This is a genomic window from Pseudomonas sp. TE3728 (assembly GCF_056279145.1).
The window spans coordinates 3,799,661-3,814,423 of the sequence record NZ_JBWBQT010000001.1 but is presented as its reverse complement, the minus strand read 5'-3'; the positions used below and the strand labels follow the sequence as shown (position 1 = coordinate 3,814,423).

Genomic DNA, 14,763 nt, shown 5'->3' with positions numbered 1-14,763 from the left:
GTGATAGCTGGCGGACAGCCTTTAATAGTCTTGGCGAGTCTGTCGATGTAGGATACAAGGCCTTCATTCTAGACATAGCGCCGTCTGGCGCCTAGCTGCCCATGCCCATTCAGAATTCTCCGTACCAAGCCTTCGCCACCCTGCTGAGCACCAGCGGCCATCCCGTCTCGCCTGCCGAACTGCACGGCCTGTTGCTCGGTCGCAGTTGCGCCGGTGCCGGCTTCGAAGCCGACAGCTGGTTGGCCGACGCCGCCGAGCTGCTCGAAGGCGAGCCACAAGACAACGTTCGCAACGCCTTGATCGGCCTGCAAGAGATGGTCAAGGGCGAGCTTACCAGCGACGACATGACCGTTGTTCTGCTGCTGCCGACCGACGACGCGCCGCTCACCGAGCGCGCGGCTGCACTGGGCCAGTGGTGCCAGGGCTTTCTTACCGGCTTCGGTCTGACCCGCCGCGAATATGCCTTGAGCACTGAAGCCACCGAAGTGCTGCAGGATCTCGCCGCCATTGCCCAGGTACAGGACGCGCTGGAAGAGTCCGACGACGGCGAAAGCGACTACATGGAAGTGATGGAGTACCTGCGCGTCGCTCCGTTGCTGCTGTTCACCGAAACCAAGAAAACCGACGAAGCGGCTGCCAAACCGTCGTTGCATTAATCGCGTGCCAGGGAAAGCCGTCTGCCCATGATTCATATCCCGAAATCGGAATACAGCCGTCGCCGCAAGGCCCTGATGGCGCAGATGGAACCCAACAGCATCGCCATCCTGCCCGCCGCCGCAGTGGCCATCCGCAACCGCGATGTCGAGCACGTCTACCGTCAGGACAGCGATTTCCAGTACCTCAGCGGTTTCCCCGAGCCTCAAGCCGTCATCGTCTTGATGCCCGGCCGTGAGCACGGCGAATACGTGCTGTTTTGCCGGGAACGTAATGCCGAACGGGAATTGTGGGACGGCCTGCGCGCCGGCCAGGAAGGCGCGATCCGCGACTTCGGCGCCGACGACGCATTCCCCATCACCGACATCGACGACATCCTGCCGGGCCTGATCGAAGGCCGCGACCGGGTGTATTCGGCCATGGGCAGCAACCCGGAATTCGATCGGCACTTGATGGACTGGATCAACGTGATCCGCTCTAAAGCGCACCTCGGCGCCCAGCCGCCGAACGAATACGTTGCCCTGGATCATCTGCTTCACGACATGCGCCTGTATAAATCGGCGGCAGAAGTGAAGGTGATGCGCGAAGCCGCACGGATTTCCGCCCAAGCCCATATTCGTGCGATGCAGGCCAGCCGTGCCGGTTTGCATGAGTTCAGCCTCGAAGCCGAGCTCGATTACGAATTTCGCAAGGGCGGGGCGAAGATGCCGGCTTACGGCTCGATCGTCGCCGCCGGGCGCAACAGCTGCATCCTGCATTACCAGCAGAATGACGCCGTGCTCAAGGACGGTGATCTGGTGCTGATCGACGCCGGTTGCGAGATCGACTGCTACGCCAGCGACATCACCCGCACCTGGCCGGTCAACGGCAAGTATTCACCGGAGCAGAAGGCGATTTACGAGTTGGTGCTGGCTTCCCAGGAAGCGGCGTTTGCCGAAATCGCACCGAACAAACACTGGAATCAGGCGCACGAAGCCACGGTCCGGGTGATTACCACTGGTCTGGTGAAGTTGGGCCTGTTGCAGGGCGACGTCGACGAGTTGATCGCCAGCGAAGCCTACAAGGCGTTTTACATGCACCGCGCCGGCCACTGGCTGGGCATGGATGTGCACGACGTTGGCGAGTACAAGGTCGGTGGCGAATGGCGCGTGCTGGAGGTCGGCATGGCGCTGACGGTCGAGCCGGGCATTTACATTGCGCCGGACAACCAGAACGTGGCGAAGAAATGGCGCGGCATTGGCGTGCGCATCGAGGACGACGTGGTGGTCACCAAAACCGGTTGTGAAATCCTGACGAACGGCGTGCCGAAAACGGTCGCCGACATCGAGGCATTGATGGCCGCAGCACGGACACAAGCGGCATGAGTCGAGTCAATCTGGCAATCATCGGCGGTGGCCTGGTCGGCGCCAGTCTGGCGTTGGCGTTGCAGGCCGGGGCCAAGGCCCGTGGCTGGAAGATCGTGCTGATCGAACCGTTTGCCCCCGGCGACAGCTATCAACCGAGTTATGACGCCCGTTCTTCGGCGTTGTCCTTTGGTGCCCGGCAGATTTATCAACGGTTGGGTGTGTGGCAGGAAATCTCCCGCCGCGCCGAGCCGATCAAGCAGATTCATGTCTCCGACCGTGGACGTTTCTCCACCGCGCGGCTGTCGGCGATGGAAGAGGGCGTTCCGGCGCTGGGTTATGTGGTGGAAAATGCCTGGCTCGGCCAGTGCCTCTGGCACAGTCTGGACAAGGACGTGATCAGTTGGCGTTGCCCGGCGGAGGTCACCGGCATGGAACCGCTGACCGACGGCTATCGCCTGACGCTCAACGATGAAACCCTGGTGGAATGCGACCTTGCGGTATTGGCCGATGGCGGCCGTTCCGGCTTGCGTGAGCAACTGGGAATCGGCATCAAAAAACGCCCGTATAACCAGAGCGCACTGATCGCCAACATCACCCCCAGCGAAGCGCACAACGGCATGGCCTTCGAACGTTTCACCGACGATGGCCCGATGGCCTTGCTGCCGTTGCCGGACAATCGTTGCGCGCTGGTCTGGACCCGTTTGGGTATGGATGCGCAACGGCTGGCAGCCCTTGATGACCGCAGCTTTCTCACTGAGCTGCAGGGCATCTTCGGTTATCGCCTCGGCACGTTGAAGCAGGTCGGCGCACGGCATTTGTATCCACTGTCGCTGATCGAAGCCGAGGAACAAGTCCGCCCGCATCTGGCGATCCTCGGCAACGCCGCCCACAGCCTGCATCCGATTGCCGGGCAAGGGTTCAACCTGTCGTTGCGTGACGCCCAGGCGCTGGCCGACAGTTTGTTGGGCAGCGAGACATCGCCCGGCGATTTCGCCACCTTGCAGGCCTACCGCGAGCGTCAGCGCATGGACCAGAACCTGACCGTGGGCTTCTCCGATCAGGTCACCCGGTTATTCGGCAGCACGCAGCCGCTGGTTTCCCTGGGCCGCAACATCGGCCTGCTCGGCCTCGATTTGTTGCCGCCGGCCAAACGCTGGTTCGCCCGGCAGGCCATGGGCCTGGGTACGCGTCCCGATGATTAAGCGAAAACCAGGCAGGGTGCACCTGCAAGTCGATATTCATGACGGCGCGAGCACTTGGGTGACGCGGGTCGAGAAAAACCTTTATGAGCGGCTCAAGCCGCAAGCGAGACAGGCTTAAAGCATGGAAATGCGCGCAGATCTGCTGATTGTCGGGGCCGGAATGGTCGGCAGTGCCCTGGCGCTGGCGTTACAAAACAGTGGACTCGAAGTCCTGCTGCTGGACGGTAGCCCCCTGAGCGTCAAACCCTTCGAGGGGCAGGCTCCGTTCGAACCGCGGGTGAGCGCTTTGTCGGCGGCCAGCCAGCGAATACTCGAACGTCTGGGCGTTTGGGATGGCATCGTCAGCCGGCGCAGCAGCCCCTATACGGACATGCATGTCTGGGATGGCAGCGGCACCGGGCAGATCCATTTCTCGGCGACCAGCGTGCATGCCGAAGTGCTCGGGCATATCGTCGAGAACCGCGTGGTTCAGGACGCCTTGCTCGACCGACTGCACGACTGCGATCTCGGGATGCTGGCCAATGCGCGTCTGGAACAGATGCGCCGCTCCGGTGACGACTGGCTGCTGACCCTGGCCGATGGCCGCACCTTGCGGGCACCTTTGGTGATCGCGGCGGATGGCGCCAACTCGGCCGTTCGGCGCCTGACCGGTGTTGCGACTCGCGAATGGGATTACATGCACCACGCGATCGTTACCAGCGTGCGCAGCTCAAAACCCCATCGAATGACTGCGTGGCAACGATTCACTGACAACGGTCCGCTGGCGTTTCTGCCACTGGAGCGGGACGGTCAACAGGATTGGTGCTCGATCGTCTGGTCGACCACGCCGAGCGAAGCCGAACGCCTGATGGCGCTGGATGACGAAGGCTTCTGCAAGGAGCTGGAACGGGCCTTTGAAGGCTGCCTCGGCACAGTGCTCAGCGTCGACCCGCGTTTGTGTGTGCCGCTGCGTCAGCGTCATGCAAAACGTTACGTGGCTGAAGGCCTGGCGCTGATCGGCGACGCGGCCCATACCATTCATCCGCTGGCCGGGCAGGGCGTGAACCTCGGTTTCCTCGATGCCGCGGTGCTGGCCGAAGTGCTGCTGCAAGCGGCCGCGCGTGGCGAGCGGTTGGCGGACGTGAAAGTGCTCAGTCGTTTCGAGCGTCGGCGCATGCCCCACAACCTGGCATTGATGGCGGCGATGGAAGGGTTCGAGCGGTTGTTCCAGGCCGATCCGTTGCCGGTACGCTGGTTGCGTAATACCGGGTTGAAGATGGTCGACCAGATGCCCGAGGCCAAGGCGTTGTTCGTGCGTGAAGCGCTTGGGTTGATTGGGGATCTGCCGGCGTTGGCCAAGGCTTGATTGCCCCTGCAGGAGCTGCCGAAGGCTGCGATCTTTTGCTCTTGATCCTTTCTGGGCCTTTGAAAAGCAAGATCAAAAGATCGCAGCCTTCGGCAGCTCCTACTGCAACATCCGGTAACGCCTCCACCCACTGTCCGATTGAGATGCGAAATGTGAGTCCTTATCATTCGCTCTCACTTCCCCATTCGAGAGACCGCTTCCATGTTGGCACCCAAGCGTCTACTGACCGCACTGGCACTGACCCTGATTGGCAGCACCGCCGCCCAGGCCGCTGACGAGGTGGTGGTTTATTCCTCGCGTATCGATGAATTGATCAAGCCAGTCTTCGATGTCTACACCCAGAAAACCGGCGTGCAGGTGAAGTTCATCACCGACAAGGAAGCGCCGCTGATGCAGCGGATCAAGGCCGAGGGCGAAAACGCCACTGCCGACCTGCTGCTGACCGTCGATGCCGGCAACCTCTGGCAGGCCGAGCAGATGGGCATCCTCCAGCCGTTCACTTCCAAGGTGATCGACGCCAACATCCCGTCGCAATACCGCGCGTCCTCCCATGCCTGGACCGGCCTCAGCCTGCGGGCACGGACCATCGCCTATTCCACCGACCGGGTAAAACCCGGTGAACTGACCACCTACGAAGCGCTGGCCGACAAGCAATGGGAAGGTCGCCTGTGCCTGCGCACGGCGAAGAAGGTCTACAACCAGTCCCTGACCGCCACCATGATCGAAGTCCATGGCGCCGAGAAAACCGAGAAAATCCTCAAGGGCTGGGTCAACAACCTGTCCACCGATGTGTTCTCCGACGACATTGCCGTGCTGGAGGCGATCAACGCCGGCCAGTGCGACGTCGGCATCGTCAACACTTACTACTACGGCCGTTTGCACAAACAGAAACCAGACCTGCCGGTGAAGCTGTTCTGGCCGAATCAGGGCGACCGTGGCGTGCACGTCAACCTGTCGGGCATCGGCCTGACCAAACACGCTCCACACCCAGAAGCCGCCAAGGCGCTGGTGGAGTGGATGACCACGCCTGAAGCGCAGAAGATTTTCGCTGACGTGAACCAGGAATTCCCGGCCAACCCTGCCGTTCAACCTTCAGCTGAAGTCGCGAGCTGGGGCAAGTTTAAGGCCGACACCTTGCCGGTGGAAATCGCGGGCAAGCGTCAGGCTGAAGCGATCCGGATGATGGATCGGGCTGGCTGGAACTGAGTCTGCTGTTGTAAAGGTCAAAAGATCGCAGCCTTCGGCAGCTCCTACCGGGTGTACATCATCCCAACGTAGGAGCTGCCGAAGGCTGCGATCTTTTTGCATTTTTTCCTTACACTTCACGATTTCCTTGCGAGACACCTTCCTTGGCCCACCCCGCCCAACGCCGCTGGTATCCCTTGGTCTTCGCCATTGCTGCGCTGGTCCTGCTGCCCCTGAGCGTCCTGCTTCTTTCCTGGCAAACCATCGATCAGCAGATCTGGTCCCACCTGTGGGACACCCAGATGCCGCGACTGCTGGGCAATACCCTCACGCTGGTCCTCGGTGTCGGTTTCGGCGTAACGCTGCTGGGCGTCAGCCTGGCCTGGTTCACAAGCCTCTGCGAGTTTCCCGGGCGGCGTTGGCTGGACTGGGCGCTGATGCTGCCCTTTGCGATTCCTGCTTATGTGCTGGCATTTGTTTTCGTCGGCCTGCTGGACTTCGCCGGCCCCGTGCAAACCTTGCTGCGCGAATGGTTCGGCAGTGGCCTGAGGCTGCCCCGAGTGCGCTCCACCGGCGGTGTGATTCTGGTACTGGTGCTGGTTTTTTATCCGTACGTTTACCTCTTGGCACGTAGCGCATTCCTGGCTCAGGGCAAAGGCTTGATGGAAGCAGCGCGAGTCCTTGGGCAATCCCCGTGGCAGGCGTTCTGGCGAGTGGCATTGCCGATGGCACGTCCGGCCATTGGCGCGGGCGTGGCGTTGGCGCTGATGGAAACCCTGGCGGATTTCGGTGCCGTGTCGGTGTTCAACTTCGATACGTTCACCACCGCTATCTACAAAACCTGGTACGGCTTTTTCAGTCTTTCCACGGCTGCGCAACTGGCCAGCCTGTTGCTATTGGTGGTGATGGTCGTGCTGTATGGCGAGCGCCGTGCCCGCGGGGCCAATCGGGCGAGCAACGAACGGCCACGGGTCAAGGCGTTGTATCACCTGCGCGGGCTCAAGGCGCTGGCGGCCATGAGCTGGTGCGGTCTGGTATTTGCCTGCGCCTTCGTCATTCCCGTGCTGCAACTGGTGGTGTGGTTCTGGCAACGTGGGCGCTTCGATCTGGATGAGCGTTATGCCGGATTGATCATCCATACCCTGTACCTGGGCGGCATGGCAGCATTGATCACCGTCAGTGTCGCTCTGGTGCTGGCCTTTGCCCGTCGATTGGCGCCGACCCGGGCGATCCGCTCCGGCATCAGTCTGGCCAACCTTGGCTACGCCTTGCCAGGCTCGGTGCTGGCGGTGTCGATCATGCTGGCGTTCAGTTACCTGGATCGCGAACTGGTGATCCCGCTGTCAGGCTGGCTTGGCGGCGCGGGCAAACCGTTGCTGTTGGGCAGTCTGTCGGCGTTGTTGCTGGCCTATCTGGTGCGTTTTATCGCGGTGGCCTATGGCCCGCTGGAAAGCAGCCTGGCGCGAATACGGCCCTCTTTGCCCGAAGCAGCACGTAGCCTTGGCGTCAGTGGGCCACGACTGTTTTTCAAAGTGTATCTGCCGCTGCTGCTGCCGGGCACATTGAGCGCGGCGTTGCTGGTGTTCGTCGACGTGCTCAAGGAAATGCCCGCGACCCTGCTGATGCGCCCGTTTGGCTGGGATACGCTGGCGGTGCGGATCTTTGAAATGACCAGCGAGGGCGAGTGGGCGAGAGCCTCGTTGCCAGCATTGACCCTGGTGTTGGTCGGGCTGTTACCGGTCATCGGATTGATCCGACGTTCGGCGCACCGAAACGCGTAGGTGTCAGTCCTACACCTTGCGGCTACAATGCGCGGCATTCGGTGCGGTCCGTCCTCGGATCGGGTTGCTGAAATCGGCTGAAAGCCATTTATTTCAAGGCATTTCATCCCATGCAGCGCCTGCCCGCACCTTCGCCACGCCCGGAAGGAGAAACCCATGGGACAGCGTACGCCTCTGTACGACCTTCATCTCGCCCTCGGCGCGAAGATGGTCGATTTTGGCGGTTGGGATATGCCTCTGCATTACGGCTCGCAGGTCGAGGAACACCATCAGGTGCGCCGCGATTGCGGGGTTTTCGATGTATCCCACATGACCGTGATCGATGTTGACGGCCCCCAGGCCAAGGCCTGGCTTCAGTATTTACTGGCCAATGACGTCGAGCGTCTGCACAGCCCCGGCCGTGCCTTGTACAGCGCCATGCTCAACGAGCACGGCGGCATCGTCGACGACATGATCGTCTATCGTCTCGAGGACGGTTATCGCCTGGTGGTCAACGCCTCCACCCGTAATCAGGACCTGGCCTGGATGCAGGCTCATCTCGGCGACTTCCAGGTGCAGCTCAACGAGCGTTCCGAGCTGGCGATGCTGGCCATTCAAGGGCCTCACGCCCGGCACAAGATTGCCGAACTGGTGACTCAGTCCCGCGGCGCGCTGATTCAGCAGCTCAAATATTTCGAAGGTCAGACCGACGGTGACTGGTTCATCGCGCGCACCGGTTACACCGGTGAGGATGGTCTGGAAATCGTGCTGCCGGCCGATCAGGCACCAGGCTTTTTCAACGATCTGGTGGGCGCGGGTATTTCCCCGATCGGCCTCGGCGCGCGCGATACCTTGCGTGTCGAAGCCGGCATGAACCTCTACGGTCAGGACATTCATCAAGAAGTTTCGCCATTGGCCTCCAACATGGCCTGGAGCATTGCCTGGGAACCGGCCACGCGCCAGTTCATTGGCCGCACTGCCCTGGAAGCCGAACGGGCCAATGGCGTACAGCACAAACTGGTGGGTCTGGTCCTGGAAGAACGTGGGGTTTTGCGGGCGCATCAGGTGGTTCGCATCGCCAATGTTGGCGAAGGGGAGATCACCAGTGGTAGTTTCTCTCCTACGCTTAGCAAGTCGATTGCACTGGCGCGTGTACCGGTGGCCACCGCCGACCGCGCCGAAGTGGAAATCCGTGGCAAGTGGTACCCGGTTCGAGTGGTCAAACCGACCTTCGTACGCCACGGCAAAACCTTGATCTAACTTTTTTTGGCGGGCAATGACCGCTGACATTTTTCTTGAGGACACAGAACATGAGCGAAATCCCTGTCGACCTGCGTTTTGCCGAAAGTCACGAATGGGCCCGTCTAGACCATGATGGCGGCGTGAAAGTGGGTATTTCAGACCATGCTCAGGAAGCCTTGGGTGACGTAGTGTTCGTTGAGCTGCCGGAAATCGGCAAAGTGTTCGCTGCCGGTGAGGCTGCGGGTGTCGTCGAGTCGGTCAAGGCCGCGTCGGATATCTACTCGCCAGTTTCCGGCACAGTCATTGCCGTCAACGAAGAGTTGGCCGACAACCCGGAACTGGTCAACAGCGCGCCTTATGACAGCTGGTTCTTCAAGCTCGAGCCAAGCGATACCACCGAACTGGACAATCTGCTGCTCGATGCAGTTGCCTACAAGGCCATCATCGGCGAGTAATGCTCGCCCCGTGTAGGAGCTGCCGAAGGCTGCGATCTTTTGATCTTGTTTTTAAAAATCAAGATCAAAAGATCGCAGCCTTCGGCAGCTCCTACACCGTTCTTGTATGACTCTCAATGGCTCCCCGACATCGACTGCTATGCTGGTTTGACCGCATTGCATCGACGCCGAGCGCCAGTCAAGAGAGAGCCCGTCATGTCCCAGTTGCCGTCCCTGAGCCAGTTACGCGACCCCAATACCTTCCTGCGCCGCCATCTGGGCCCCGATGCCGCCGAGCAGCAGGCGATGCTCGACAGCCTTGGTCTTGGCAGCCGGGTCGAACTGATCGAGCAGACGGTTCCGCCGGGAATCCGCCTCAACCGGCCGTTGGATCTGCCGCCGGCCCTCGACGAAGAAGCCGCGCTGGCCAAGCTGCGGGGCTACGCCGAGCAGAACCAGGTCTGGACCAGCCTGATCGGCATGGGATACCACGGCACTCTCACGCCGGCCGTCATCCTGCGCAACGTGCTGGAAAATCCCGGTTGGTACACCGCCTATACCCCCTATCAACCGGAGATCGCTCAAGGCCGGCTCGAAGCGTTGCTGAATTTCCAGCAGCTGACCATCGACCTGACCGGCCTGGAACTGGCCAACGCCTCGTTGCTGGATGAGGCCACGGCGGCAGCTGAGGCCATGGCACTGGCCAAGCGCGTGGCCAAATCCAGAAGTAACCTGTTTTTTGTCGATGAGAATTGCCACCCGCAGACTATCTCCGTCGTGCGGACCCGAGCCGAAGGGTTCGGTTTCGAGTTGATCGTCGATGCTGTGGATAACTTGAAAAAACACCAGGTGTTCGGCGCGTTGCTGCAATATCCCGACACCCACGGTGAAGTGCGCGATCTGCGTCCATTGATCGATCATCTGCATGCCCAGCATGCCTTGGCCTGTGTGGCAACCGATCTGCTAAGCCTGCTGTTGCTGACCCCTCCGGGGGAGTTGGGCGCCGACGTGGTGTTCGGTTCGTCCCAGCGATTCGGCGTACCCATGGGTTACGGGGGGCCCCACGCGGCGTTTTTTGCCAGTCGCGATGAGTACAAACGGGCGATTCCCGGGCGGATCATCGGCGTGTCGAAAGATGCGCGCGGAAACGTCGCTCTGCGCATGGCCCTGCAAACCCGCGAGCAACATATCCGCCGGGAGAAGGCCAACTCCAACATCTGCACCGCTCAGGTGCTGCTGGCCAACATCGCCAGTTTCTACGCGGTCTACCATGGCCCGGAAGGGCTCAAACGGATTGCCCAGCGCGTCCATCGGCTGACCTGCATCCTCGCCGCCGGCCTGGAGCGTCACGGGATCACCCGTCTCAACCAGAATTTCTTCGACACCCTGACCCTGGAGGTGGGGGGAACTCAGACGGCGATCATCGAAAGTGCCCAGGCGGCGCAGATCAATTTGCGCATTCTCGGCCGTGGGCAGCTGGGCCTGAGCCTCGACGAAACCTGTGACGAAACCACCGTGGCGAAGCTGTTCGATGTGTTTCTCGGTGCCGATCATGGGCTCAACGTCGACGACCTGGACGCTGAAACGCTGGTATCCGGCATTCCTGCCGGGTTGCAGCGCAGTACACCTTATCTGCGTCATCCGGTGTTCAACGCTCATCACAGCGAAACCGAAATGCTGCGTTACCTCAAACAGCTGGAAAACAAAGACCTGGCACTCAATCAATCGATGATTCCGCTGGGCTCTTGCACCATGAAGCTCAACGCTACCAGCGAGATGATCCCCATCACCTGGCCGCAGTTCGCCAACCTACATCCGTTTGTGCCGAAAGAGCAGGTGGTGGGTTATTCCTTGATGATCGAGGAGCTGGAGCGCTGGCTCTGCGCGATCACCGGTTTCGATGCAATCTGCATGCAACCCAACTCGGGCGCTCAGGGCGAGTACGCCGGGTTACTGGCGATTCGCAAATATCACGAGAGCCGCCATCAGGGCGCGCGGGATATCTGCCTGATCCCGTCATCGGCCCACGGCACCAACCCGGCTTCGGCACAGATGGCCGGGATGCGGGTGGTGATCGTCGAGTGCGATGAGGCGGGTAATGTCGATCTGGATGATCTGAAGGAAAAGGTCACGGCGGCGGGGGATAAACTCGCCTGCCTGATGGCGACTTATCCTTCGACCCACGGGGTTTACGAGGAAGGCATCAGCGAGATCTGTGAAGTTATCCACAGCCATGGCGGTCAGGTGTATATGGATGGTGCCAACCTCAACGCGCAGGTTGGATTGGCACGGCCGGCAGACATCGGTGCCGACGTGTCGCACATGAACCTGCACAAAACCTTCTGCATTCCCCACGGCGGTGGCGGGCCCGGCATGGGGCCGATTGGCGTTCGGGCGCACTTGGCGCCGTTCGTTGCCAATCACCCGGTAGTGCCCATCGACGGCCCGCTGCCGGAGAACGGCGCGGTGAGCGCGGCACCTTGGGGCAGCGCGAGCATTTTGCCCATCAGCTGGATGTACATCGCCATGATGGGGCCGCAACTGGCGGATGCGAGCGAGGTGGCGATCCTCGCCGCGAATTACCTGGCGCAGCATTTGGCCGGCGCATTTCCAGTGCTCTACACCGGGCGCAACGAGCGAGTGGCCCACGAATGCATCCTCGACTTGCGGCCGCTCAAGGCGCAGACCGGAATCAGTGAAGAGGACGTTGCCAAACGCCTGATGGACTATGGCTTCCATGCGCCGACCATGTCATTCCCGGTGCCGGGGACGTTGATGGTCGAACCGACCGAGAGTGAATCGAAGGCGGAGCTGGACCGTTTTATCGGCGCGATGCTGAGTATTCGCGCGGAAATCACCGAGGTGCAGAACGGCAACTGGCCGGCGGAGGACAACCCGCTGAAGCGTTCGCCACATACCTTGGCCGACATCACCGGGGTTTGGGAGCGCCCGTACAGCATCGAGCGGGCGGTGACGCCGGATGCTCACACCAAGGCCCATAAATATTGGCCGGTGGTGAACCGGGTGGACAATGTCTACGGTGACCGCAATCTGTTTTGCGCGTGTGTGCCGGTGGATGAATACCGCTGAATTTACGGAACACACAAACCCAATGTGGGAGCGAGCCTGCTCGCGATAGCGGCCTTATAGTCGACATTTCTGTTGAGTGTGCTGGCCTCATCGCGAGCAGGCTCGCTCCCACAGTGAATTGCGTCAGGCAAAAAAATGCCGCTCATGAGAGCGGCATTTTGTTAAGCAACGAACCTTATTTCGAGGCGATGGCATTCTTCGCCAGGATGGCGTTCGCCAGTTCCATGTCCGTGGCTTGCAGGCCAGGGTTGTCGGCGCGGACTTTCTGTATCGCAGCTTCCAGATAGGGGCCGCGAATGGCGCCGTCACTGGCGACAAAGCTGCCGGCGTCGTCCTGGGCGGCGACGACCAGCTTGTGATCCCTGGAGGTCAGGTAGGAGGTACCGGTGGTGGCACCGGAAGTAAGGACGTTACGCAAAAAGCTGTCATCAGCCATCGCCGAACCGACTGGAAGGGACAACACGGCGAAGGTAGCGACAGCAAGTTTGAGACGCATAAAAGGTGACTCCACTGGGTTTTAACTGCGGGCTTTGATTGCCAATAACCCAATCGAGTTCCGTGACGACTGTAGGAGCTGCCGCAGGCTGCGATCTTTTGATCTTGTTTTTAAAGCGAAAATCAAAAGATCGCAGCCTGCGGCAGCTCCTACGAGGAATGCAGGCTTCGCAGCTGCTACAAACAAGGAGTGTGTAGCGGTTGAAATGGCCTACTTCTGCTCACTTTGGGGCGTCACTCGCAACACCTCTTCGACCGTCGTCAAACCCGCCGCCACTTTTTGCGCCCCCGACAAGCGCAAACTGCGCATGCCTTCCTTGAAGGCCTGACGCCGCACCGCGAGCAAATCGGTATCAGGGTTGATCAGCGCTTTGATGCCATCAGTCAGTTGCATGATTTCGTACACGCCGGCGCGGCCGCGATAGCCGGTTTCGCGGCATTCCAGACAACCGATGGCGCGTTGTGCGTTACCTGGCAGTGGCGCTTGCCAAGGCCGGGTCAGGGTTTGCCAGTCGTCCTCGCCCAAAGTTAATGGCGCCTTGCAATGCGGGCAGAGGGTCCGGACCAGACGCTGGGCCATGACCCCGAGCACCGTGGCCTTGATCAGGTAATGCGGCACGCCGAGCTCCAGCAGGCGGCTGATGGCGCTCGGGGCGTCGTTGGTGTGCAACGTCGACAGCACCAAGTGGCCAGTGAGTGCGGCCTGAATCGCCATCTCGGCGGTTTCGAGATCGCGGATCTCGCCAATCATGATGATGTCCGGGTCTTGCCGCATGAGTGCGCGCACGCCGGCGGCAAAGGTCAGGTCAATGTTGTGCTGGACCTGCATCTGATTGAATGCTGGCTCGACCATTTCGATCGGGTCTTCAATGGTGCAGAGGTTGACCTCCGGCGTCGCCAGTTTCTTCAGGGTGGTGTACAGCGTGGTGGTCTTGCCTGAACCAGTCGGCCCGGTCACCAGAATGATGCCATTGGGCTGGCGGGTCATGTCTTGCCAGCGACGCAGGTCATCGGCGGAAAAACCCAGCTGATCGAAGTCCTTGAGCAGCACTTCCGGGTCGAAGATCCGCATGACCATTTTTTCGCCGAACGCGGTCGGTAATGTCGACAGCCGCAACTCGACTTCGCCGCCATCCGGGGTTTTGGTTTTGACCCGGCCGTCCTGGGGTTTGCGCTTTTCTGCGACGTTCATCCGCCCCAGGCTTTTCAGGCGGCTGACGATGGCCATGGTCACCTGCGGCGGGAATTGATAGACGTTGTGCAGCACGCCGTCGATGCGAAAGCGCACCGTGCCTTGCTCGCGCCGGGGTTCGATGTGGATATCGCTGGCCCGTTGCTGGAACGCGTACTGGAACAGCCAGTCGACGATGTTGACGATATGCGCATCGTTGGCGTCCGGCTCCTGGTCGCTGGCGCCGAGGTTGAGCAACTGTTCGAAGTTGCCCAGGGTGCTGATTTGCTGGTCGGCGTTGGTGGCGCCGCTGACCGATTTGGCCAGGCGGAAAAACTCCACGCTGAAGCGCTGGATGTCCACCGGGTTGGCCACTACGCGCTTGATCGGCACCTTCAGCACGTGGGTCAGGTCGGCTTCCCAGCTGCTGACGAAGGGCTGGGCGCTGGCCACGGTGACGGCGTCGCGGTCGATGGATACCGCCAGAATCTTGTGGCGTTGGGCGAAGGCATAGGACATCAACGGCGTGATGGCCGCGACGTTGATTTTCAGCGGGTCGATGCGCAAGTAAGGCTGACCGGCCCGCTGAGACAGCCAGAGCGTCAGGCTTTCCAGATCGAGGTGTTTGCCGGGACAACTGAGGTCGTCCAGGTGTTGGCTGGCGATGAATTCCAGCGGGTGCTGTTGACCATTTATGGCGTGACGGCGGCGGGCGTTGAGCGCGTGCTCGGCCGAATCCTGGCTGATAAAGCCTTGGGCGACCAATTCACGCAGCAAATCATTGAGATCCAGCCAGCGGTCCTGAGTGGCGAGTTGAACGGACATGCGGGCTCCTTTTG

Annotated in this window: 11 protein-coding genes and 1 pseudogene; 10 read left to right on the top strand and 2 right to left on the bottom strand. The window is 60.8% G+C overall.

The window, feature by feature from the left end:
- Positions 1-101 precede the first annotated feature (101 nt).
- From ACZ89R_RS16595 to gcvP, 10 genes and pseudogenes are all read left to right on the top strand, one after another.
- Entirely contained in the window at positions 102-656 is a 555-nt protein-coding gene (locus tag ACZ89R_RS16595; protein WP_008012538.1) for a YecA/YgfB family protein, read from the top strand.
- 27 nt (positions 657-683) lie between these two features.
- Positions 684-2,018, top strand: a complete 1,335-nt coding sequence (gene pepP / locus ACZ89R_RS16590; protein ID WP_192344983.1) for a Xaa-Pro aminopeptidase — start codon at positions 684-686, stop codon at positions 2,016-2,018.
- Positions 2,015-3,202 carry a 2-octaprenyl-6-methoxyphenyl hydroxylase gene (ubiH, locus tag ACZ89R_RS16585; RefSeq protein ID WP_429545202.1) on the top strand — a complete coding sequence of 396 codons (1,188 nt, stop codon included), beginning with the start codon at positions 2,015-2,017 and terminating at the stop codon, positions 3,200-3,202. The genes pepP and ubiH overlap by 4 nt, the downstream gene beginning before the upstream one ends.
- Positions 3,203-3,224: 22 nt before the next feature.
- Positions 3,225-3,320 (top strand): annotated as a pseudogene (locus ACZ89R_RS16580) (tetrameric acyl-CoA thioesterase); the annotation flags it as partial.
- Between the two features lie 9 nt (positions 3,321-3,329).
- Positions 3,330-4,547 (top strand): 2-octaprenyl-3-methyl-6-methoxy-1,4-benzoquinol hydroxylase, encoded by a 1,218-nt coding sequence (locus tag ACZ89R_RS16575; protein ID WP_429547846.1) that lies wholly within the window; start codon positions 3,330-3,332, stop codon positions 4,545-4,547.
- A gap of 201 nt (positions 4,548-4,748) precedes the next feature.
- A complete protein-coding gene (locus ACZ89R_RS16570) occupies positions 4,749-5,753 on the top strand; it encodes an extracellular solute-binding protein (RefSeq protein ID WP_429545203.1) in 1,005 nt (334 codons plus the stop codon).
- 143 nt (positions 5,754-5,896) lie between these two features.
- Positions 5,897-7,513, top strand: a complete 1,617-nt coding sequence (locus ACZ89R_RS16565) for an ABC transporter permease (RefSeq protein WP_429545204.1) — start codon at positions 5,897-5,899, stop codon at positions 7,511-7,513.
- A 156-nt stretch (positions 7,514-7,669) separates the two neighbouring features.
- The gene (gcvT, locus tag ACZ89R_RS16560; RefSeq protein WP_429545205.1) at positions 7,670-8,752 is read left to right on the top strand and encodes a glycine cleavage system aminomethyltransferase GcvT; all 1,083 of its coding nucleotides are present in this window, start codon (positions 7,670-7,672) and stop codon (positions 8,750-8,752) included.
- A 50-nt stretch (positions 8,753-8,802) separates the two neighbouring features.
- Complete coding sequence (gene gcvH, locus ACZ89R_RS16555; RefSeq protein WP_429545206.1) at positions 8,803-9,189, top strand: glycine cleavage system protein GcvH; 387 nt, start codon at positions 8,803-8,805, stop codon at positions 9,187-9,189.
- 195 nt (positions 9,190-9,384) lie between these two features.
- Positions 9,385-12,258: an aminomethyl-transferring glycine dehydrogenase gene (gene gcvP / locus ACZ89R_RS16550; protein ID WP_429545207.1), complete on the top strand. Its 2,874-nt coding sequence runs from the start codon at positions 9,385-9,387 to the stop codon at positions 12,256-12,258.
- 175 nt (positions 12,259-12,433) lie between these two features.
- Here gcvP and ACZ89R_RS16545 read toward each other — a convergent pair whose 3' ends face one another.
- Positions 12,434-12,754 carry a DUF2388 domain-containing protein gene (locus tag ACZ89R_RS16545; RefSeq protein ID WP_429388440.1) on the bottom strand — a complete coding sequence of 107 codons (321 nt, stop codon included), beginning with the start codon at positions 12,752-12,754 and terminating at the stop codon, positions 12,434-12,436.
- Between the two features lie 210 nt (positions 12,755-12,964).
- Complete coding sequence (gene tfpB / locus ACZ89R_RS16540) at positions 12,965-14,749, bottom strand: type IV pilus assembly ATPase TfpB (protein ID WP_429545208.1); 1,785 nt, start codon at positions 14,747-14,749, stop codon at positions 12,965-12,967.
- Positions 14,750-14,763: the final 14 nt, after the last annotated feature.